This window comes from Cognatiyoonia sediminum, assembly GCF_900129845.1.
Classification (GTDB): domain Bacteria; phylum Pseudomonadota; class Alphaproteobacteria; order Rhodobacterales; family Rhodobacteraceae; genus Cognatiyoonia; species Cognatiyoonia sediminum.
Genome location: NZ_FQXB01000003.1, coordinates 243,937 through 265,518 on the forward strand (window position 1 = coordinate 243,937; position 21,582 = coordinate 265,518).

Genomic DNA, 21,582 nt, shown 5'->3' on the forward strand with positions numbered 1-21,582 from the left:
AGTGGTATCAAATTTTAAGAATAACCAATTTTTGGCACGGCAGATTTCGAATGGACCCAATCAAGATTAGCGAAGGCCGTTTTCATTTTAGTGAAGAAACGCAAACCTACAAAGTGAGTTGGGACATAGACGGTGAAGACCTTTGGTTCGAATCGCAACACCCTATTGTCCCTCGTGCGGAAGCCGCGCTTTGCGCAATGGCGATCCCTTCAAAATTCTTGGGAAGGCAAATTGTCTTAGAAGATGAAGTAGACGCAACATTCGTTGAAAATCAGTCAAAAGCGTCGGACGTCATTCACCGATATTGGGGATACCAAGCGCCTGAGCCTCAGGTTGCACGGACAGTTCATCGAAAACATGCGACCGGCTCTGCAATGTTTTTTACAGCTGGCGTCGACTCCTTGGACACGCTGAAACGCAATCTCGGCACGTGTGACGTCTTGGTCAACGTTCTTGGTTTCGATATCGCGCTGCGCGATCCCGATAGAAACAAGAAGTCCTTCGGTAATATCGAAAAGGTGGCCAAAGAAGTCGATGCTGCTGCGATCTCGGTAGCCACGAATTTGAGAAGTCATCATTTGTTTAAATTGCTGCCATGGCGAGAAACGCATGGTGCCGCTCTTGCCTGCGTCGGACACGTTTTATCGGACCAAATTGGGGAAATTCGTGTTGCGGCGGCAGACGTCGAACCTCCCTGGGGTCAAAGTTCAGAACTTGACCCGCTTTGGAGTTCATCAGCGATTCAGATTAAGACCGACGGCGGTGGTGTACTTCGATTGGACAAAGTTATTTCGATTGCGGAATGGTCGCTGGCCAAGAAGTACATGAAGGTTTGTTGGGAAAATCGTAGTGAAGCATTGAACTGTGGCGAGTGTGAGAAATGTGTTCGGACACAAGTATCAATCTCTATTGTGACTGATTTGGACCAATATGAGGTGTTTCCGAGCGGTAACCTAAATCGTCGTGTTCGGAGGCTGCGCAAGGTGCCTCCGGCTATTGTGCCACAATGGTACGAGCTTGCAGAAAAAACAAATGATCCTCAGCTTCGAAAAGCCATAAATCGCATGTTGGTTTTTTGCAGAGCGAGAAATGCCGTAGTTAATACTGCAAAGTCCATGGGCCTGAAAAAAGAACATCTTTCGTGGATGTTGCGCAACTAATGGGCCAGTAAGGGAAAAAGAGTTCAATTCAATTGCCCGTCCATCGCAGTGCGACCTTACAAAGATGCCGAGCCTGCTGAGCATGCAAGAGGAAGAAGAGATGAAGAAGTTTTTTGCACCCAACCCAAATACGGAACTAAACGCCTGGATCGCTGACAACTTTGATCAGGTGAAAGACGGATTGGATCAAGCTGGATTGGTACTCTTCCGCGGTTTTGATACCGAAGATGCGGCGACACTGAAAAATACTCTGGGCTTGTTCGGCGCCGATCCGATGACAGATGCCCGCTGGTCCACACCTCGATCGTCGGTAGGCGAGGGGGCGTTTACGTCAACAGAGTATCCTGCCGAACAATGGATCGTGCTCCATTCTGAGATGTCATACGCAAGGCTTTGGCCGCGGCTATTGATGTTTCAATGCAAAATTGCGGCGGAAACGGGTGGCGCAACTACGATTGCCGATTTGCAAGCGGTGAGTGACAGCCTTGGTGATATCGTTGCCGAGTTCCACGAACGCGAAGTTATCTATCAGCGGAATTTTCGCGCTGGTTTGGATATCCCTTGGCAAACCGCATTTGGGACAGAGGACAAAGACGAAGTTCTCGAGATCGGACGTCGCAATGGTCTAGAGGTCGAATGGCGTCCGGATGGAACGCTGCGTACGGCTCAGCAGGCACAGGGTGCGATCGAAGGGCCAAATGGCGCGCTTTGGTTCAATCAAGCGCATCTGTTCCATCCGTGTCAGCTGCCATCGCAGACACGGCAAGCTTTGGTCGCAGCGCTTGGCGCCGATGGTCTTCCACGAAATGCGGTTTTCGGTGATGGGGAACCAATACCTGATGCCACCATCGAACGGATTCTAGAGGTTTTGACTCAACACACTGAAAGCATTGATTGGCAAGATAACGATCTTTCGATCATTGATAATATGCGTTGGATGCACGGCCGTTCTCCTTTTACTGGGAGCCGAAAGGTTCTGGCCGCGATGGGACAACCGCAGGAAGCGCCCGCGTTGACACCCGTATTTGACTAGGGATTTCGGTTTTGGCTGACCATTCACATCCGGACTACCGTACTGGCCTGATAGAGGTTGTCGCCTATTCGGCAGCAAATTCTCGTGCTTACTTAAGCGCAGTTTTTGCCGCCTACCGGAGTGGGCAGGTTGTGCTGGCTTTGCCACATGGTCAGGAGAGGCGCACCGTTCCCGGGACAAAGATTTTGGAACGAAAGGTCTTTGACGATGATGATGGATGGTTTTCAGATAAACTGATATTGGACACGAGAGACGTACCGGCACAGATTTCCCTGTCGTCGGGGACCACGGGCCGTCCTAAAGCCATTTTGTTGAGCCATCGTGCCTTGTCAGACGTCGTACAGCGTATCAATGTAGCGATGCAGGTGGACGACAGTATTCGAGAGTATGTTGGCGTTCCGGTCACCTTTTCATTTGGGTTCGGTCGCTGCCGCGCAGTCGCAGCCGCTGGAGGACAATCCTACCTTCCACAGCATGGTTTTGATCCAAACGAAATTCGCCGAATGCTCGATGAAGGTGAGATCAACGCAATTTCGGCTGTCCCGACGCTTTGGCGGATTGTTTTGGCCAACCCTGATATAATTGGCGACGCCGGTCGGCGCGTCAAATGGATCGAAATCGGTAGCCAATATATGTCGGCTGAAGAAAAAGCCGCGATGAAGGAGCTATTTCCTCAAGCAACGATTGTGCAGCACTATGGTCTGACCGAAGCGTCACGTTCTACTTTGTTGGATATCTCGTCGTCGGCGCATGCGTTGCTGGAAAGTGTTGGGACACCGACCGGCGATACCGAGATTGAAATCAAAGATGACTTGATCCGAGTACGTGGGCCGCACCTTGCTGAAGGTCTTGTAACTGGGGCCGGTGTCAAAAAAATCGTTGATGAAGATGGCTGGCTTACCACCTCAGATCGCGGAGAGCTTAGAGACGGACATCTCTTCTATCTCGGCCGCGCCGATGAATTGATAAACAGTGGCGGCCTAAAGATTGATCCGACGTTGTTTGAGCAGAGATTGATTGCCGACTTGCATCAAACGGTTGAACTCGGCGTGGGCCGGACAACAGATCCGATGCGCGGCGAGAAAGTTCTGATTGTTTATTCTGGCAGCGAAGACTTGGTGGCGGATATCGAAAAAGCCGCAAAAAGTGTGGGAGGAGATTTCGGATTAACGGGGACCGGTGCGGTTGAAATCCGTCGTGTCGCCGAAATACCTAAGACAGCGACAGGTAAAGTACAGCGCGGGTTGTTGCAGGATCTAGAGGCCATCGGCGATGCGCAAACTCTTGGTGGCTCCGCGGATGATACGTCTGCAGATCAAAGAGATCGTCTTATTGCTCTTTGGCAAGAGGTACTCGGAGTTGAGCGTGTTGAAACGGATCAAAGTTTCTACGACTTGGGTGGCGACAGCCTTTCTGCCTTGACCCTCATCATACGAATGGAAACGCTTGGTCTTGCGCCTGATTTAGCAAGAGGGATCTTTGACGGTCGCACTATTGATGATATCGCCGGAAAAGGGCAGACGGCACCAGCCAGTAATCAGCTGACGCATGAAGCTGCTGAGCTTCAGAAGATTTGGGCCGAAGTCTTGGGTGTCGATCAGGTCGCGACGGATCAAAGTTTTTATGACCTCGGCGGCGATAGCCTTTCTGCGCTGACTTTGATCATGCGGATGGAAGCAGCGGGTCTTTCAACAGAGATTGCGCGCGGGATTTTTGACGGGAAATCAATCGACGGCATTCTAGGGAAATCAGAAACACCAGACATCAACAATCTACAAAGCTCGCTTGAAAGTGACACGATGGAACGTGTCCCTGTCAGCGAAGGAACAGCCGAGCTTCGAAAACTGTGGTCAGAAGTTTTGGGTGTTGATGACATTCCTTTGGACAAAAGTTTCTATGATCTTGGAGGTGACAGCCTTTCTGCTTTGACCGTTATCATGCGAATGGAGGCATTGGGGCTGGCTCCTGACGTCGCCCGTAGCATATTTGATGGCAAGACAATCCAGCAGATTGTCGGATCGACGGCTACTGAACCGAACGAAGATGCTGGTTCTTCTGAAGAAATAGAACGGCTCAAAGTGATTTGGTCAGAGGTTTTGGGCGTCGAAACAATCTCTATTGATCAGAGTTTTTACGACCTCGGCGGCGACAGCCTTTCTGCGTTGACTTTGATTATGCGAATGGAAGCGCAGGGCATGTCAGCGGAGATTGCGCGCAGGATTTTTGACGGCAAAACAATTCGAGATTTGGTTGGCGGAGCGAATGTTGCACCTGCGCCGAAGCCAATAGAGCGTTCGCCAGTCGCAACGCCAAAAGCTGATGCAACGCCATTAGCAAGCCCCACGGCCCCAACCGCACCCTCACTGTCTTTGAGCGATACGATGAATGCGGTCCACGCCACGAGAGGGTTGCTGGTTCTATGGGTGATAGTGGTTCATTGGCTGCCAGGTGTGTTGGGGCGACTGACCCCAAATGCAGAAGAGATTTACCAGTCATTGATCCCATTCTTGCGGTTTGGCACGCCCGGGTTCGCAATGGTATTTGGGGTTGGAATTGGAGCCTTGGGTATTACCCAGTATATGCGCAATAAAGAACAATTCAAAAAGTCGTCCCAATTCAACACCAGATTGATTGTTGCGGGTGTTCTTGTCTTTGCAGCGTTTAAGTTCCTTAGCCGCTGGATCAATGGAACGATTGATCCAGACATGTTGCCATCAATCTTATTCTATTCTGCCATTTCTTACTATGCGATTGCGATGTTGGCTTTGCCTGCAATCATGCGTGTCGTAACGGTCGGTCCTAACAGATTACTGACGATCGCAGCGACATTTGTCGGATGTTTGATCATCCATGACATGATGCAAACGTGGGTCGCGCCCCTTGAGCTAAGTGGATTTGCGGAGTTGGGTAAAATCTTACTGTCCGCTAAGTATGGGTTCTTCCGAATGACAAGCTTTGTCATGGTCGGTGTTGCGCTGGGTTGGATCATGCGTCAAAACCATGGTCAACCCGGTATGGCGCGTGATTTCTGTGTGGCGGGTATTGTGACAATCAGCCTTGGGTTCGCTGTCCTTTGGCAGGCTCGGCCTGAAACGATGTTCGACAATTTCAGCCTTGTGGAGCCTTGGCACCTGACGATTTATTCAGGCGTTCTAATGACGTTGATATCGGGGTTCTGTGTTTTGAATCGTGAAGGTTCTAAGGGTATCTCCAAACCGTTCAGACTTTTGAATGCTTTCGCTATTGCCAGCGGTATTCTCGCGCTACCAATGTTTGTAGGCCACGGGATCGTGATCCCATTCAAGAACATTTTGGCGGGTCTTGGTGCTCCGGAACCGATCGCGCTTTCTGTTGCCTTAGCAGCCTTCCTTATCCCGGTTGGGTTTGGCTATAGTCGACTGATGCGCTTTTTGTATCGTTAAGGGCGCAGTGTTGGCGGGGTCGTTTCTGCCTCGATTAAGGTCCTTAACCAAGCCGCCTCCTTGTCTTGGTTGAAATCTGTTTCGATCTTTTTTCGCCCTTCATCGCCCATTTTTGACCACTGGTCGGGATCATCGAACATCGCGCTCATGGCCGTGGCAAGCGCGTCGACGTCCGCTGGTGGAATGGTGGTGCCGGTTTGGCCATCTGCGACAAGTTCTTGTATACCTGCAATTCGAGTGGCGATGACGGGGAGGCGTGACGCCATCGCTTCCATCAAAACGACGGGGACGCCTTCGGCAAAGCTTGGCAAAACAAAAACGTCTGAATTTGAAAGGTGCTCGGCCACCTCATCTTGGGAAAGGTAGCCAGTCAGGTGGACTGCGTCGCTCACGCCTTTCTGTGCAATAAAATCCTCGATCTTTGCACGCTCGACACCGTCACCAACGATCGTAAGACGGGCATCTGGGTGTTGCGCCCGGGTCTTCGCGAACGCGTCTATAAGGACCAAAATGCCTTTCACCGCTGCAAGGCGACCGACGAATATGAACTGCCTTCCCGATTTCCCTGCTGGGTTCGGCGTGTAATTCTCGGGCTGAACGCCGCAGTGCACGATGTGCATCTTTGGCCAGTATTGGGGATCAGCGAAGATCATACCTTGCGACCGGCAAAAGTGGCTTATGCAGGCGACAAACTTGGCCCGAGCTATTTTCTCATCAATGCGCCAGTAACGCGGCTCGAAGAAAATGGCGGGGCCGTGCATTGTATAGCTAAAAGGAATACCCGAAAGCTCACTCGTGAGCATTGCCACACTACAACTCGAGTTCCCGAAATGATTATGTAGATGATCGACCGCCTTCTCTTTTAGATGCTTTGAAAGGATCATCGCCTCGATCAAATAGAACACCTGATAGAGCCCAGCTTTGAAGCCAGGGGGTCTCGTCCGCCACGCGAGGGCGATGGCGCGAAAAAGGCGACCTGGCGAAAGTACTGCGGCCAGAAGTGCGGCGAATAGTTTGACTGGGCGTCGGGCGGTTTTGAGAACATAGAAGGTAGACTCCAGTGCGGCTTTTTCCGATGGGCCGCGGTGGTGTTCTGGCCCGGTTTGACGAATGGAACAGGTGCTTACCCGGCTTCCTAATCGTTTAAGAGCTTCAACTTCGCGCAGAATAAATGTGTGAGATACCGCAGGATATTCGCCTGTTAGATAGGCGATGTGATGCGGTTCTTTGGTGTCTGCCATGGAAAAAGCCCAAACCGAGAATGTCTGGGTTTTGTATGCAGGTTGAATTTGTATGAGTAAAGAGACGCTTACGAACTTGGTTGGAGCGCTCCTGCTCCGCTACTGGCTGGCCTTAGGTTCCCGAAGAAGTCGTCTTCGGCGCTCTCGCCGGTGGTGGGGATTGGAGCATTCGGAGCCGGTATGATGCCAAGGCCGCTGTTGCCGTAGGCAGTTTGAAGTGATGTGCCAGCTTCACCCAAAACAAGGCGCCCCTGATAGCTCGGTTCGAACTTCGACGAAAGATCCAAGCCAGGGACTGTGTTCCCGTCGATTAGATTGGGGGCGTGAAACAGATTTCTCCCCAATACGACGTTTTCGAATTGAGCCTGTAGCAGTTCTACGAAGGGGAGGGGACCGTTTGATCTGGCAAAGTTCGTAGCATTTTCTAAGCTTCTGAGATCGATCAGGCTGTTGTTCAAAAGCGGATGGGTTGTGCATAGGCCTGACCCCAATTGGGATAGATTCCCTTATCAAAGGTACCGTTGTGCGTTTCGGTAGCGCTAAGAGCATTGCGAACACCCGTCGAACTTTCTTGCAGAGTGTCGCCAAGAATAACGATGTTGTTTTTGAAATTAGCGCCGCCGAAATTGGTTCCGATCAGGCCGTTTATTGAACAAACGTGATGGGTTTTGGTCACTCTAAATTGTTGCGCAGATGCGGGCGTCGGGCTGGCTGTTGATCCAAAGTAAAACGATCCACCCTCTGTTTTGCACTGAGACATTTGAAATTGTTGGCCGGGGATACCGTCCGCATTCCATCTGCAAATCAACTGAATGCCGCCGGCCCAACTGTTTGCGCTAAAGAGTTCGGATTGAAGGATGCAGGCGGGTTCTGCTGGAATTGAACATCGATAAGGATCGTGATCGGCGTAGATTGGGGCGGATTTCTCTGCTTTGCCCATTGCGCGAATGGTGAGTGGGTTTTGAGTGAAGCGACTTCCGACAATGGAATGCCAACCACAATTTGTTTGCTGGAACAAACCGTAGTCTGCCCAATTGGTTACGACGGTATTCGATATGACGTATCGACGAACTGGAGCGACATCGATGGAGATATTCCAGCCAGATATAATACAGTTATGGATCGTCGTATTAAAGCCGTCGACAACAACACCTGACGAAGGCCGAGGTGTCGAGCCAGGATGTGCAGGATTGTAAGGTCCGAGCAACTCGACCCCCGAAAGACTACATTCAGTGTTGTCTGGGTTGTATCGGAAGAAAATATGCTGTCGTATCTTGGGCCTTGGTCCTGGGGCAGCGGTGATCATTGTTTGGACATGATTGAATCGGTCCAAAGCAGGTTCATCAATATCCAAGCCTGACTGGATGATGATACGGGTCGGTCGCGCAGTTGGGTTCAGCGTTTGAGCTTCGACCAACGTGGCAACCACAGAGGCGCCCGCTGGCACATTAGAGGTTCCGGGCGCAGGCAAGGCGGGGTCAACAAATATGGTTCGGTTGCCATGGTAAATAACGTCGGGATCGTCCACCAAAATGGTCTTTGTCGCAGTGTAGTTTTCGCCGTTAATTGTTGTTGTTGCAGTGACCGAATAGGTGCCGGGGGCGTCAAGGGTATGCGCACCAAAGGGATCAAAAGACGTATTGGCTTGTTGGGATCCGTGAACGACCACATAGCTATCGCTTAGGTTTGTGTGTTGGCTGGTCGCGTCGTCGTATGCCCAGCTCACCTGGCAGTTTTGAAAGGGGTCAAGCTCACCACTTCCGAAGACTTCAGCGTAAAACTGAGCTCCGAATGGGGCCGTGCCGCGATCCTTGGGGACATGGATGATGACCGAAGGATCAGTAATTTGAGCGGGCGAAACCTGCTTGGGATCGCTCCAAGCGCCCAACTCAGTTTCTCCGTTTGTGGTGTTTCGCCAAATGACCCGCAGGCGTACATTTGCAATGCTGTCTGTATGTGTCCGAATGCGGCGCTTTGGACGCCAAGTTTCGTCATTGGTTTGCGCTCCGTAGCCCAAAATCGACTCTTCGCCATCAACGTTTGCGACAATTGCGTCGACCACCATGTCACCCTGTGGGTCTGGCAATTCGAACAAAGAAATGATCGCAGTATCCGCCCTTAGGCCATCTTCGGGGGCGACTTGCCATTGAGACGCGCCCAGTGTGGGCAGGCTTGAAACCTGCTTCCAGTTAGGGATGCTCGCAAACTTTTCTTGCCCCGCCTGACGCACTGTAACTTGTACGTTTTGACCGATCGGGAAACCGCTGAAACGATAAGCTGTCATGGTGTGATCTCTTCAAAATAGAAATTGTCGAGCTCGGCACCTGTGTCATAGTGCGCGATGCCGATTGAGCCTGAAGATGAGAGTGTTGTGTCTGTTATCGCGATCACCGTCGCACCGCTCCACCGCACCGAGATTTGATCGCCAAGGCATGTGAGATCGATGGTGTGTTGGCTACCTAAGCTTGGCCTTGGATGGTCGACACTGATGATTTCCTGAATGGCGCCGTCGCCCGTGAACGCATACAGCTGGACTTCAGCCCTGTTCCAATAATAGCGCGCGTAGTAAGCGGAGAGCGTGCCATTTTCTGTTGACCCGTTTACGCGTGCTACGACACCTACAGCGCTCTTACTTTGTGCAAATGAAACGTCACATCGCACGGTCGTATCTGATTGATCGATATTGGCAATCGCAAAGACGCCGCCTTCTGGTTCGCGCAGCTCTAAATGATCTCCGACAATCCACGGGAGAACATCTGATACGTCGACCACGTTGGTCCAAGTATCTCCACTAAGTGTCGTGCGTGGAATAAGGAGAGACTGATTAGGTCCGGTGAAATCGTCAAAACCAGAAACGCCCGTGCTCGCCGCGGGGATTTGGATTGTCGGGCTTGCTTGCGCTGCGGGGCCAGCCCCGAAGTCTACGGTTTCGACAACTCGAAGTTCAGCTTCGTGGTCTGCAGGTGTGATTGTGTAGCTGGGTTGGTCGGCTGCGATGGTTTGCCCATCGCGCTCCCAATCGTATCTCCGGCTTTCGGTTGGGCTGTTTGCTGGGTGAAGCCATAGGCCCGGCGTCGGGGTCAATATTGAACCTACTGCCAAAGTGTTGGGTAACTTTGGCGGGACACAATTGAAGGGTATGGAGGATGTTAAACTGAGGTCGACAACGGTGGTTGAAGCAAAAGTATCCGGTTGGCTTACTTCGATCTCAATTGGACTTGATGCGGCCTCTAAGACAAAAGTGTTCTGCGCGTCGATGGTCAAAGCGAGCGGAGTTGCAGTCGGTTGGACGAGAACATCGACGAGGCCGTTAGCGGAGCCGCCTGACGTACTCGTGACACCATATGTTATGACATCTGAGCCGGTAAAGTCTGGATCAGGAATGTAGGTTAGGGCGTTGTTGGCTTCAACAACCAAGCTTCCATGATCGGCGGTGGCTGTCGCAATTGAAAGACTGCCGCCAAGTGGATCATGGTCATTGGCCAGAACATCTATCGTCACACTTGTGCCGATTGATGTGGTGGCTGTATCTCGCAAAGCCAAAAGGCTTTGCGCCGACCCTTTCCGTGCTCTCAGAACGTGAGTGGGGACAAGTTCGTTTGGTCCTAAACTGTTTAGCCACATCAGACTTTGACACGGGCCAAAATGGCATTCTGCAGACCTTTTGATCGGTAGTGGACCGCCATGCCCGCGCTGAAAAAGAGCGCCTGGCCCTGCTCCAGTACGATGCCATCGTCTGTTGAGGGAGTTTCATCGGTCGAGAGATAGCAACTTCCTTCCCTTGCTTGCCAAACTTCATCATCGACAAGAACCATCGGACTAGACCAGCTCGTCGTTAAATTTGACAGTAGCGACATGCAAAATTCCTTTGCTCAATGAGGGCGAAATCCAAACAGGCCTAAAGAAATCTCAGTAAATTCTTTCGAAAACATGAGACCGGCGTACGGGCGGTGTGTCTGCTGAAAAAACCTTAGAAATGCCCTCATTCTGTGCCAAAACTAATCCATAGCCACTCGCCAAGAGGTGTGCGAAAATATGACGCGTAAAACGCCCGAAAATTTGAGAGATTGTTGAGCAATGATGAATTGGGCAAAGGTCACCTCCGCTTCGCAGGGTCAAAGCGTTGCCGTTAACGTACCAAGCCGTGTTCGCTTCTTAGAGGAACTACGTTCTATGATTGCGAATGGAAAAGGGTTCACTGTCGCGACGCTGAACTTGGATCACGTCGTAAAGTTGCGATCTAATGCGTCTTTTCGCAGTGCCTATGCAAAGCACAGTCATATCACAGCGGATGGCAACCCGATCGTGTGGCTTTCTCGCCTGTCAGGTGTGGATGTTGAACTTATTCCGGGTTCAGAATTGATCGAACCGGTGGCAAAGATAGCCGCTGAACAAGGCGCCACAGTTGCTTTATTTGGGAGTACCATCGAGGCCCTCGAACCGGCCGCTGAAGCGCTTCAAAGTAGGTTTCCGGGTTTGGAAATTGCTGCCGTTCTATCGCCTCCAATGGGCTTTGATCCGAGCAGTGCTGACGCCCTGGGCGCTATTGAAGACCTGAAGAGTTCGGGAGCGCGGATTGTTTTCCTAGCTCTGGGCGCTCCTAAACAGGAAGAATTTGCCATCCATGCGGCCTCCCAAATGCCGTCTACCGGGTTTTTTTCTATCGGTGCAGGTCTGGATTTCATTTCGGGCGCGCAAACCCGAGCGCCACGTTGGGTGCGGCGACTGGCATTGGAGTGGCTTTGGCGTTTGCTAAGCAGCCCAATTCGCCTTGGCCGCCGATACTTTGCTTGTATCGTGATCCTCCCGCGTCTTTTTGTCGAAGCCTTACGGTCTAGAAAGGGATCGGCGGCAACGTAATGGCGATGTTTGCGATCCTCACGTGGCCCTTTGCCATAATAGCGATCTTCCGCAAATGGGGGATGGCCATTGCGGTCATCGTCGGCCTGATCGGTGCTTACTTGCTGCTGCCAACCGAAACAGCAATCGATCTGCCTCTGCTCCCAGCTCTCGACAAAAATTCGATACCCTCGCTCTTTGTTCTGTTTCTGGGGATTGCATTTGTAAGACCGAGCAAGGACCAACTAAGAGACGGTGTCGTCTTGCCAGGGTGGCTACCTAGAACACCGCTGATTTCTATATTGATGTTTATGCTTGTATTTGGAGCGATCCTGACCGGACTAACCAACGGCGAGTCAATCGCAGCAGGACCACGTAGACTGCCAGGGCTTACAATCTACGACGCGCTATCGGGCGCAATGTTGGCTTGCATGATCCTGATTCCTGTTTTGTTGGCTAGGAAGTTCTTGGGCCACCCAGACCAACACTTGAAGCTTCTTATCATTCTGTCTGTCGCAGGAATGATCTATTCCCTGCCGACTTTATACGAAGTGAGAATGTCTCCGCAGCTCAATCGAATGGTATATGGCTTCTTTCCCCACAGTTGGCAGCAGCACATTCGAGGTGATGGGTTTCGGCCGATTGTGTTCTTGTCTCACGGCCTTTGGCTCGGGATATTCTTGGCGCTTAGCGCGCTTGCGACCGTCGCATTGACGAGGGTCCACACTTCGGGGTCGAAAATCTGGTACTGGTTTTGTGCGTTATGGCTTGCCGGAACACTGCTTCTTTCCAAGAACTTAGGCGCCAGCGTTATTTTCTTCGTTTTACTGCCTGTTGTTTGGTTTTTTGGGGTGCGTCTGCAACTTCTTTCAGCTGCGATAATCGCGGCCATTGTGCTGACCTATCCAATTTTGCGAGGCAATGATCTGGTTCCAACGAACCAACTCGTAAGCCTCGCGCAGAACGTGTCGGCTGAGCGTGCTGGATCGCTGCAATTTCGCTTTGTTAACGAAGATATCGTTATGGATAAGGCCCAGAGAAAACCCATATTTGGTTGGGGTGGGTGGGGCCGTCAAAGAGTTTATGACGATAGAGGTCGCAGCGCTGTAACGCTAGACGGAAGATGGGTGATCGTCATCGGTACCGGCGGTTGGATACGTTACCTCGCTGAGTTTGGGCTTCTTACACTGCCCATTTTGTTGTTGTGGCGCCGACGGAACAAATTGGGCGTCACGCTTACAACGAGTTGCTTGGCTATATTGCTTGCTGGAAATACCGTTGACCTCTTGCCGAATTCCAGTTTGACACCTGTAACATGGATTTTGGCTGGGGCGCTTATCGGTCGATTGGAGATCGGACGAGACCGTTTAGAAAGTGGTCAATCGAACGAAATGCCAGTTGCCACCACGAGCGACCAAGGCGGTTCTTATACGAGGTTCAGGCGTTAAAAATATGGGCAAAAAACTTCGGTTTAAATGTGTTGTGTCGATCATTAATTTTCGGACTGGGCCAATGACGATCGATTGCGTTCGATCGGTACTCAGCGACATTGGTGATTTGGACATTCATATTGTCGTGGTCGACAATGCGTCGGGTGATGGGTCGGACAAAGAAATTGAAGACTGGATCGCCAGTCAGCAACACAACATCCCGGTGACGTTGGTTCGAAGCACAGACAACTCTGGATTTTCTGGAGGGCATAATCTTGGTATGTCGGTTTTTGACGCTGATTACTTTCTTATTTTGAATTCTGACGCGCTTTTGCGGCCCGGGTTTTTTAAGGCTATTCTTCCAGTGGTAGATGAATCTGAAAAAGTCGGTTTGTTTGCTCCGCAGATCATTGACCAAGAGGGTACACCTGAGACCAGTTGTTTTCGCTTCGCGAGCCCGCAAAGTGAATTCATACGAAGTGCTTGCACCGGCTTTGTCACACGGGTTCTGAAATCGCATGAAGTGGCATTGGGCCCGTATCCCGACAGTCGCGAGATTGAGTGGGCGAGCTTTGCCTGTATCCTTTTGAAAGCCCAAATGGTCGAAGAAATTGGCTTTATGGATCAGGGTTACTTTCTTTATTTCGAGGATTCTGAATACGCTCTAAGAGCTCAAAGAAACGGTTGGGGCATAGAACAGGTTGTGGATGCCAAGGCAGTACATTTTCGTGGTGGCTCAGGCCCGGTAAAAAGTTTGGCAAAGGCCAAGAAACGGCTGCCACCTTATTACTATGCGTCGCGGACACGGTTCTTTTACCAACGGTACGGTGCCTTTGGTCTCTTGCTGGCCAATCTGGCCTATATCTTGGGTCGTTTTGTCGCTCAGTTCAGACGGTTAGTCGGAAAGCCGGTTTATAAGATGGCGCAGTCAGAAATAAAGGACATTTGGTTGAACTTTTTCGACCCTCTTGGTCCGCATCCAAGATCATGGTCAAAATGAACCAAAGGTTGCCAAGTTTTTTCATCATTGGTGCAATGAAGTGCGGCACATCTACGTTGCAGACCCAGCTTTCTATGCAAAACGGGATCTTTATGTGTGAGCCGAAAGAGCCCAATTTTTTCTCTGACGATGGGATATTTGCTAAAGGCATCGACTGGTACAAAGGGCTTTTTGAAACAGCGCAAGAAGCTGATTTACTTGGTGAGGCCAGCACACACTATACCAAATTGCCAAACCACCCCCACACAATTCCACGACTCCAAAACGCGGTACTTAAACCGCGATTTGTATATATGATACGGAATCCCGTCGCTCGATCCGTTTCTCATTTTATTCACGAATGGTCCCAAGGTGTGCTCTCAGATGATTTGGAAAAAGCGTTCACCTCAAATCCTGAACTTGTGGACTATGGTCGTTATGGGATGCAAATCAGACCTTGGATCGAGACATTTGGGAAAGAGTCGGTCTTTTTAACGAGCCTTGAGCAGATCAAAGCTGATCCTCAAGGAGAGCTTTCTGCAATTTGTTCTCATATTGGTTTTGAAGGTGATCTATCTTGGCAAGAAGATATCGAAGCGCAGAACGTCTCTTCTGAAAGGGTTAGGAAATTCCCTTTGCACAGTCTGCTGGTCGACCATCCCATTTCAGCCAAACTTCGGCGTACCTTGGTGCCTAAGTCACTTAGAGATCGTGTCAAAGCGTCGCGTCAGATGAGCGAGCGTCCGACACTTCCGCCGGAGTTGAAACAGGATCTGGAAGGTGTTTTTGAAAAGGATCGACGCCAACTAGCTGCTCTTTTCCCAGAACATCCTGCGTTGAAACTTTGTTATCCGTTCCTCGAATGACCGATATCGATGATCAGATAGCGGCTGTGATTATCGGTCGAAATGAAGGAGAGCGGCTTAAGGTCTGTCTCCAATCTTTGCACGGACAGTTGGCGCATATCATTTACGTCGACAGTGGCTCTAACGACGGAAGTCAGGAAGCGGCAGTCGAGCTGGGTGCGACATTGGTTGAATTGGATCCGTCCCTGCCGTTTACCGCCGCCCGCGCAAGAAACGCAGGATTGTCGGAAACCGTCGGACGAAACATTGAGCTTATCCAATTTGTTGATGGAGACTGCACGGTCCAGTCAGACTGGATTGAAACCGCTGCTGCCTTTCTCGCATCCAACCCTCACGCCGCAGTGGCCTGTGGACGAAGAAGAGAGAAGTTTCCTGAAAAATCGGTCTACAACCGCCTCATCGATAAGGAGTGGAACACACCAGTTGGCGAGGTAAGGAGCTGTGGTGGTGATGCTCTTATAAGAAAGTCCGCACTCGATGACGTTGGTGGCTTCAATCCGACCCTCATCGCTGGCGAAGAACCGGAGCTTTGCGTTAGACTGCGTGGGGCCGGTTGGTCTGTTCATCGCTTAGACCATGAAATGACATTGCATGACGCAGCTATCTTTGAGTTTGGACAATGGTGGAAACGATCTAGCCGCGCGGGTCATGCATATGCTGAGGGTTTCGATCTGCACGGTAGTCCGCCAGAAAACCATAATAGAGCCCCGATGAAGAGAGCGGTTGTTTGGGGTCTCTTGATACCATTTCTAATTCTTGCGCTTCTATTCGTTTTTCCTTTGGCAAGCCTGGTTATCGCATTGCTGTACCCGATGCAGGTCGCGAGACTAGCATGGCAAAGACGAGATCTGGCAGAGGGGTTCTTTTTGACACTTGGCAAGCTCCCAGAAGCTCAAGGAATTGCGAAGTATCATCTTAATCGATTTTTTGGGAAGCGAAGCCAAATCATCGAATACAAGGAATGAATGGCCTTCTCTGGCCAAAATCCCTTTTTTCAAGCATTGGTAGGGAGGCTGAGCCTAAATGAAACCAAAAAAACGGAGTTCTACATTTGCGCGCGAGCGTTGCGATCTTCACTTGGGTTTCGAATAAGAGTGATTGCTTCTTTGAGGGAGCGGATATCTACTTCGAAATCATCAAGGGAATACTCGCTAAAAACGTTCATATCCCCGTAAATCTTTGGTACGTACGTTGATTTTATGCGGCCTCGGGCTCCAATCCAATCGCACCCAACTTGCTGAGCAATTACGTGAAAAACTTCGGTCATGTGACCGACTGGCATGATCTCGACCAATCGCTTTAGATTGCTATTTCGTTTCTGAAATAGAAGGGGTGCAAGACCTGCGCCGTGTACAGCAACCATTTCTTCCGCTTCACGAAAAAGACGAAATTGGTCTGAAACTGTAAGATCTTCAGGGTAGATTGTGACGTAACCAAGTGAAGATAAGAACTCTTCCACTTCTGTCTGGTTTTGAATGGCACGTGTGTTTCTTCGAGCTAAGAAAACCTTTGGGGGCATCGGTGCCCCTGTGTCGCAAATAGCATCGACAACGTTTGACACTGCGTCAGTACTGACCCAATCCACACGAGATTTCCGCATAGATGTCCAGGGATCAATCTCATAATCCACATAGGTGCCAATCAGGGTCTCATCTGTCAGCAAGGTCTCGAGACCAAAGAGAACTGCGGCTTTTGTGATATATGTTGGTGTGTTTGCAGGAAGCACCAAAAGGACCTCATCCCACTGAAGGGACAGTCTTTCACTAATGTGGAAGAAGATTGGCAGGTGCATATTTAGAAAGTGAGCCCAGTTTTGAGGGCTCTCTCGGCGACAATCGAAGATTATTCTATCGTTGATGTCTTTTCGTTTAAGTCTACTCGGTAAAAGCCTTCCCATACGACCTTTGCCAATCTTCGACTTCGTCTCGCCTTGGGTTAAGCTATAGGTCATCTTACCGCCGGGTACGTTCTTTGGCGCCAAAAGAATGTGCTCACAATCCTGAGTAAAGCGGTCCAAAAGAAACGATTGCGCCGTTATGAGCCAAGCGCTTTTCCCCAGAAATTCAGGTAGGTCCTCCGTAATTTGGCCCTGGCGCTTACCCATATCCAGCCTCGGTGACCGCTTTTTTCAAACTGGAGAGGTCGCTAACCTGCGTGACTAAACCGTCGTTGCCCCAGGCTGCGATGTACCGTTCTATTTTGCCATAGTAGTTATCAAGCGAAATGTGCTTCTTGTTCATCAAAGACGACATTATATGAACATGCAGGCGGTCAGATATTACCAATTCGCCTTCCGACAGAAGACGAACCCCATAATTCACTCTATTCCAGGCTTGCCGTCTGAACATTTTCTCACGGCGGGCCATAAGCCGGCCCGTCTGCCGAATTCGAGGGGAAATAACTCGTTCGACGATCCGGTCCATTGGCGATCGGGCCCAAAACTGTCTTTCCCAGTCTTTTACCTCGCCCAAACTCTCCAAAAATGGGACGACGCTGTCACCTCTTTGCTCTCTATCTTTTCGGATCATCGAAAGCACCGGCGCCTTTGCTGCGCCTTTTGATAGATTGGAAATGTTGTGCGCAGCGTCGGGGCACATCACGACCTCGCAATCAAAGGCCTTACTGGCAAAATCAAAACTCTCTCTATCACGAACAAGCAGTGTAAAGTTTCCATGTCCCGAGATTGCCTTAGCCGTTTTGTCCACGGCTTTCTGATCGCGAAAATGGATGGACTGAGGTAGCTGTACCACCTTGCGGCCCGTGTATCTTTCCAAAACCTCGTGCCTGAAATCTTGGTGAGCTGGCCAAACATCACCAAAATTCCCACCGCCATGCAAAAAGATGGGCCCTTCAGGCGCAAAATCTTCGACGTCACGACGGTAGCTTGAAAAGGTGCACACATAGGCTGGCGAGTACCCAACCTTGCTATCAAAATACGCCATCTCTCCTGCGTAGATCGCGCTATCCCCAACATTGTAGTGGTCCGGGAAATCTAAAAGTGCGTAGGGTTCAGACGAAGAAACGTGCGGCGAAAGCGCTTTGTCGTATTCTGAAATGAGGTCTAACGACGACGACGTGGATGAGTTCAAAGTCTTTTTTCCAGTCCTGTGCGCTTAACGCAATTAGCCGCCCCCAAGGGTCAAAATGCATAGCTCGCATTCTAATGCAACGATCTGACCAATTATTCTGTCGTTGATCAGTGATTTTGTTGGTGCATTGCGCTGAGTTTGCAACCAACCAATGATCGTCACCCCACTTGCGCGATGAAAATATAGCCCGCACCGTAGATCGTTTTGATCACTTTGGGATTGTTCGGATCATCGTGCAGTTTGGCGCGGAGACGCGAGATGCGGACGTCGATTGTGCGGTCGAAATTATCGCTTTCGCCGTTGGATAGGTCATCCAAAATCTGATCGCGGGTGATCAGTCGGTTCGGCTTGGACAGGAACACACGCAAGACTTGGCCCTCGGCGAAGGACAGACGTTCGACTTTTCCGTCGTCAGAGGTCAGAAGGTGCTGTTCGAGATCAGCCGTCCAGCCGTTGAAACGAACGATCTTTGACAACGTCGCTTCTGCCTTCGGGGCTTTACGGCGCAAGAGGGCTTTGACCCGTGCGACGACCTCCGCAATCTCAAAAGGTTTGGTGATGTAGTCATCCGCGCCGAGTTCCAGCCCAACGATTTTGTCTTGCGTGTTGGAGCGGCCGGAGATGATCAGGACCGCGGCACCGGAATTGCTGGCCACCGTGTTCACCACGCTAAGGCCATCGCGATCAGGCAGGCCGAGGTCGATAATGCAGACATCCGGTTTCAACCCGCGCATGTTGCGTTCGAATTCGGTGGCGCGGGCGAAGGACAGGGTGTCGAACCCTTCATGCTGAAGGGTCTCTGTCAGAAGATCGCGAATTTCGCGGCTGTCTTCCAAAATGGTGATGAGGCTTTGATCATCCGCCATGACTCGTTCCCTGCAAGTGCGCGGCCAGCGCGTTGTAGTCGAAAGGCTTTTGCAGGACCGGATAAGATCGTTCAACCGTTTGTCTTAAGCAATTAGTCGCGTCCAATCCGGTGATGACCAAAGCGGGCAGGTCATTGCCATTCGCGCGCAGCTTTTGCAGAAGGTCGAACCCTGTGCCGTCATTTCCAAGCATCAGATCGGTGACGATATAGGTGATGTCGGGCAGTTTGATAAGGGTCAGGGCTTCGGCCATGTTGTCCGCTTCGATGACCGCGTGGCCCATACGTTGCAGATAGCCCCGAATGGTTTGGCGGACGTCTTCGCTGTCTTCGATCAGCAGAACAAGCCCGGGCGCAGGGGGTTCGGCGGTGAGGTAAGGCAGGCGGATGGTGACTCTGGCACCGCCCGCGGGCGCATTGGCGAGGCGGATGTTGCCATTGCTCGATTTCGCGAAGTCAAAGGCACTGGAAAGGCCAAGGCCTCTCCCGAGGCCATCGGTTTTGGTGGTGTAGAACGGTGCAAGGGCGGTTTTTAAGGCTTCGTCGGAGAAGCCTGGGCCGTCGTCTTGTACGGTGATTTCGAAAGATGCAGCCCCAGCTTTGCGCAGATGAATGTCGATCTCTCCTGCGCCATTGATGGCATCGACCGCGTTGAGTGTGAGGTTTAAAAGCGTGTCTTGCGCAAACCCTTCGTCGAGCATCAGATAGGGATCGGTGATGTCGTTTTGGATGGTCAGGGCGATGTCCTCAGGTATCGCCGCCTGTGAAAGCGCGCGGAAACCATCGACGAAGCTGGCGATATGGGCGGGTCTGATTTGCAAAGGGCGGCGTGTGTCCAGTTGCGACAGGCCATCCAGCAATGTGCCGCCGCGTTTGGCGGCAGCTTTGATAGTGGCGGCGATGTCGGCCGCCTCTGGTGGTAAGGTGTCGAGCTGCAAGAGTCTCTCGTTCTGGCCGAGGATGATCGTCAGCAGGTTGGAAAAGTCGTGGGCAAGACCGCTGGTCAGCTGCGCTGCCAACTCGCGCCGTCTTGTGTGGGTCAGCGCTTGACGCGCGTTCACCTCTTCGGTCACGTCCATCGACAAAAGATAGGCCCCTTCGATCGGGCCGTCGGCACTGCGGTCAGGGGTGAATGCCAATCGGATGAAGCGACCGGTTTCTTTATGTTCGAACTCCAAAACGGGCGCTTCGCCGTTCAGTGTTCGGGCAAAGGCGGGGGCAATGGTGGCATGGACATCTTCACCCAAGGCTTCTGCGAAGGTCATCCCAACGATCTTGTTCGGACGGCCGGGCAGGACAGAGGCCAATTTGCGATTGGAATAGGAATAGACGCCGTTCTTGTCGACTCGCGCGATATGGGCGGGGGTCATAGCGTTAGTGAGGTTCAACTGATCCTGAGAAGCGGTCAGATCGCGCTTAGCCTCTTCCAGCGCTGTTATCGTCGCCGTCAGATTGCGGTTGGTTTTGGAGAGCTCCTCGGACCGCGCCAAAAGCTCTTCGGAGAGGTTGGCAGAGCGATCGCGCAATAGCGCCTCTTGCTGTTTCGCGCTTGTAATGTCGGAATAGACGGCCACCCAACCGCCTTGTCGGAGGGGCGAGCCTTCGATGGTGATGGTGGTGCCATTGGCGCGGGTGCGTTCAAGGTAATGGGGTTCAAACGTGCGCGCCTGTTCGCTGCGCTCGGCAATGAAAGTTTCGAGATCATCAATCGGGCCATAATCGCCTCTCACGGCGAGGTATCGGATCGTATCCTCAAACGCTGCCCCTGCGGTGGTGAGGTTTTCGGGCAGATCGAACATGCGTTTGAATGGGGTGTTTACGATGACGAGCTTGAGGTCTTCGTCATAGATCGAGATGGCCTGTGTGATCAGGTTGAGACCCGACAGCGTCATATTCAGGATTTCGGGAAGCGAGCGATCCATGCGCGATTGCTAGCATCGTTAAGGGCGGTGTGGCTAGGGGGAGTGGGTGCGAGGTGGCAATGACTTCAAAGGGCCCCAAGCAAACACTGCATTGATACGCCTGCGTTCGTTACAAACTGCAATTTGAAAATGGTCGAATGTTCTTCAGTGCTTCGCCAAAAGCGCCGCCTCAGAAAGTCTCTTGATCTGGTTTTCATATTCTACCTGCGACCAGCCACATTCGCGTACCAAGCGCTCCCAGTTTTCGACTGACAAGAGCGTCCACAGTAGATCTGTTGCAACTTCAATGTTTAGATCAGGTCTCAGCATCTTATCTGCTGCCAAAGCTGCGACTGCTGCTGCACACCCGTGCCTGACAGCTTGCATCCGGTCGTCCCATGCCGCCGCTGCCTCAGCATCACTGTCGCGCATACTTCGCAGGGCAACCGAAAGGCCGTGGATTTCGGGAATGTAGCCGCCCCATGCACCGATAAAGGACGCTAACCGGTCACGTCCGGAAGTTGCTGCTCTGCTATCGGCAAGTCGCGCGTCCACGTTCTTCACAGAATCGATATGTCTAGTCGTGGCAATCAGAAGCTCTGCGCGCGTGGGGAAGTGCAGGTAGAGCGCTTGTCGGCTGATGCCAACTTCTTTGGCAATATCTGACATGCGAACTTTTTTATCCCCGGATTCCAATAGGTTCCAGGTGCAATCGAGGATGCGGGTGCGGGTATCGGATGAATCTCTTGACATGATG

17 protein-coding genes are annotated in these 21,582 nt (G+C 51.5%); 8 read left to right on the plus strand and 9 right to left on the minus strand.

All coding sequences use genetic code 11. The features are described from left to right. The first annotated feature begins 50 nt into the window (after positions 1-50). The 3 genes from BUA85_RS11640 (at position 51) to BUA85_RS11650 (ending at position 5,615) form a co-directional block, all read left to right on the plus strand. Entirely contained in the window at positions 51-1,160 is a 1,110-nt protein-coding gene (locus BUA85_RS11640) for a hypothetical protein (protein WP_072901289.1), read from the plus strand. 100 nt (positions 1,161-1,260) lie between these two features. Then, on the plus strand, positions 1,261-2,193 hold the full coding sequence (locus BUA85_RS11645; protein ID WP_165611612.1) for a TauD/TfdA family dioxygenase: 933 nt from the start codon (positions 1,261-1,263) through the stop codon (positions 2,191-2,193). Positions 2,194-2,204: 11 nt separating this feature from the next. Then, the gene (locus BUA85_RS11650) at positions 2,205-5,615 is read left to right on the plus strand and encodes a phosphopantetheine-binding protein (protein WP_072901292.1); all 3,411 of its coding nucleotides are present in this window, start codon (positions 2,205-2,207) and stop codon (positions 5,613-5,615) included. Here the strand turns inward: BUA85_RS11650 and BUA85_RS11655 are convergent. The 4 genes from BUA85_RS11655 to BUA85_RS11675 form a co-directional block, all read right to left on the minus strand. Beyond that, entirely contained in the window at positions 5,612-6,856 is a 1,245-nt protein-coding gene (locus tag BUA85_RS11655) for a glycosyltransferase family 4 protein (RefSeq protein WP_072901294.1), read from the minus strand. The genes BUA85_RS11650 and BUA85_RS11655 overlap by 4 nt on opposite strands. Before the next feature lie 454 nt (positions 6,857-7,310). Further along, positions 7,311-9,140: a hypothetical protein gene (locus tag BUA85_RS11665; RefSeq protein ID WP_072901297.1), complete on the minus strand. Its 1,830-nt coding sequence runs from the start codon at positions 9,138-9,140 to the stop codon at positions 7,311-7,313. After that, a complete protein-coding gene (locus BUA85_RS11670; protein ID WP_131802804.1) occupies positions 9,137-10,393 on the minus strand; it encodes an Ig-like domain-containing protein in 1,257 nt (418 codons plus the stop codon). Before BUA85_RS11670 ends, BUA85_RS11665 begins: the two co-directional genes overlap by 4 nt. Before the next feature lie 86 nt (positions 10,394-10,479). Further along, complete coding sequence (locus BUA85_RS11675; RefSeq protein WP_131802805.1) at positions 10,480-10,713, minus strand: hypothetical protein; 234 nt, start codon at positions 10,711-10,713, stop codon at positions 10,480-10,482. A gap of 316 nt (positions 10,714-11,029) precedes the next feature. Between BUA85_RS11675 and BUA85_RS11680 the strand changes: the two genes are divergently transcribed. From BUA85_RS11680 to BUA85_RS11700, 5 genes are read left to right on the plus strand one after another with little or no spacing between them, the layout of a single operon-like run. Next, positions 11,030-11,716, plus strand: coding sequence for a WecB/TagA/CpsF family glycosyltransferase (locus BUA85_RS11680; protein WP_242649056.1), 687 nt, complete (start codon positions 11,030-11,032; stop codon positions 11,714-11,716). Then, entirely contained in the window at positions 11,716-13,143 is a 1,428-nt protein-coding gene (locus BUA85_RS11685) for a hypothetical protein (protein ID WP_072901304.1), read from the plus strand. The genes BUA85_RS11680 and BUA85_RS11685 overlap by 1 nt, the downstream gene beginning before the upstream one ends. A gap of 4 nt (positions 13,144-13,147) precedes the next feature. Then, entirely contained in the window at positions 13,148-14,125 is a 978-nt protein-coding gene (locus BUA85_RS11690; RefSeq protein ID WP_072901306.1) for a glycosyltransferase family 2 protein, read from the plus strand. After that, positions 14,113-14,970: a sulfotransferase family protein gene (locus BUA85_RS11695; protein ID WP_242649058.1), complete on the plus strand. Its 858-nt coding sequence runs from the start codon at positions 14,113-14,115 to the stop codon at positions 14,968-14,970. The genes BUA85_RS11690 and BUA85_RS11695 overlap by 13 nt, the downstream gene beginning before the upstream one ends. Further along, positions 14,967-15,935 (plus strand): glycosyltransferase family 2 protein, encoded by a 969-nt coding sequence (locus BUA85_RS11700; RefSeq protein ID WP_072901307.1) that lies wholly within the window; start codon positions 14,967-14,969, stop codon positions 15,933-15,935. The genes BUA85_RS11695 and BUA85_RS11700 overlap by 4 nt, the downstream gene beginning before the upstream one ends. A gap of 80 nt (positions 15,936-16,015) precedes the next feature. Here the strand turns inward: BUA85_RS11700 and BUA85_RS11705 are convergent, their stop codons facing one another. The 5 genes from BUA85_RS11705 to BUA85_RS11725 form a co-directional block, all read right to left on the minus strand. Then, on the minus strand, positions 16,016-16,987 hold the full coding sequence (locus tag BUA85_RS11705) for a glycosyltransferase family 61 protein (RefSeq protein WP_165611613.1): 972 nt from the start codon (positions 16,985-16,987) through the stop codon (positions 16,016-16,018). Positions 16,988-17,066: 79 nt separating this feature from the next. Continuing rightward, positions 17,067-18,059, minus strand: a complete 993-nt coding sequence (locus BUA85_RS11710) for a polysaccharide pyruvyl transferase family protein (RefSeq protein WP_072901311.1) — start codon at positions 18,057-18,059, stop codon at positions 17,067-17,069. 158 nt (positions 18,060-18,217) lie between these two features. Further along, on the minus strand, positions 18,218-18,925 hold the full coding sequence (locus BUA85_RS11715; RefSeq protein ID WP_072901313.1) for a response regulator transcription factor: 708 nt from the start codon (positions 18,923-18,925) through the stop codon (positions 18,218-18,220). Next, positions 18,915-20,846: a PAS-domain containing protein gene (locus tag BUA85_RS11720; RefSeq protein ID WP_072901315.1), complete on the minus strand. Its 1,932-nt coding sequence runs from the start codon at positions 20,844-20,846 to the stop codon at positions 18,915-18,917. The genes BUA85_RS11715 and BUA85_RS11720 overlap by 11 nt, the downstream gene beginning before the upstream one ends. A gap of 144 nt (positions 20,847-20,990) precedes the next feature. Further along, complete coding sequence (locus tag BUA85_RS11725; RefSeq protein ID WP_072901156.1) at positions 20,991-21,578, minus strand: TetR/AcrR family transcriptional regulator; 588 nt, start codon at positions 21,576-21,578, stop codon at positions 20,991-20,993. Positions 21,579-21,582 lie beyond the last annotated feature (4 nt).

Bases quoted from the DNA above. Each gene is read 5' to 3' on its own strand.
- BUA85_RS11640 (WP_072901289.1), top strand. From the start codon at position 51: ATGGACCCAATCAAGATTAGCGAAGGCCGTTTTCATTTTAGTGAAGAA.
- BUA85_RS11645 (WP_165611612.1), top strand. From the start codon at position 1,261: ATGAAGAAGTTTTTTGCACCCAACCCAAATACGGAACTAAACGCCTGG.
- BUA85_RS11655 (WP_072901294.1), bottom strand. From the start codon at position 6,856: ATGGCAGACACCAAAGAACCGCATCACATCGCCTATCTAACAGGCGAA.
- BUA85_RS11665 (WP_072901297.1), bottom strand. From the start codon at position 9,140: ATGACAGCTTATCGTTTCAGCGGTTTCCCGATCGGTCAAAACGTACAA.
- BUA85_RS11675 (WP_131802805.1), bottom strand. From the start codon at position 10,713: ATGTCGCTACTGTCAAATTTAACGACGAGCTGGTCTAGTCCGATGGTT.
- BUA85_RS11680 (WP_242649056.1), top strand. From the start codon at position 11,030: ATGATTGCGAATGGAAAAGGGTTCACTGTCGCGACGCTGAACTTGGAT.
- BUA85_RS11685 (WP_072901304.1), top strand. From the start codon at position 11,716: ATGGCGATGTTTGCGATCCTCACGTGGCCCTTTGCCATAATAGCGATC.
- BUA85_RS11690 (WP_072901306.1), top strand. From the start codon at position 13,148: ATGGGCAAAAAACTTCGGTTTAAATGTGTTGTGTCGATCATTAATTTT.
- BUA85_RS11695 (WP_242649058.1), top strand. From the start codon at position 14,113: ATGGTCAAAATGAACCAAAGGTTGCCAAGTTTTTTCATCATTGGTGCA.
- BUA85_RS11700 (WP_072901307.1), top strand. From the start codon at position 14,967: ATGACCGATATCGATGATCAGATAGCGGCTGTGATTATCGGTCGAAAT.
- BUA85_RS11715 (WP_072901313.1), bottom strand. From the start codon at position 18,925: ATGGCGGATGATCAAAGCCTCATCACCATTTTGGAAGACAGCCGCGAA.
- BUA85_RS11720 (WP_072901315.1), bottom strand. From the start codon at position 20,846: ATGGATCGCTCGCTTCCCGAAATCCTGAATATGACGCTGTCGGGTCTC.
- BUA85_RS11725 (WP_072901156.1), bottom strand. From the start codon at position 21,578: ATGTCAAGAGATTCATCCGATACCCGCACCCGCATCCTCGATTGCACC.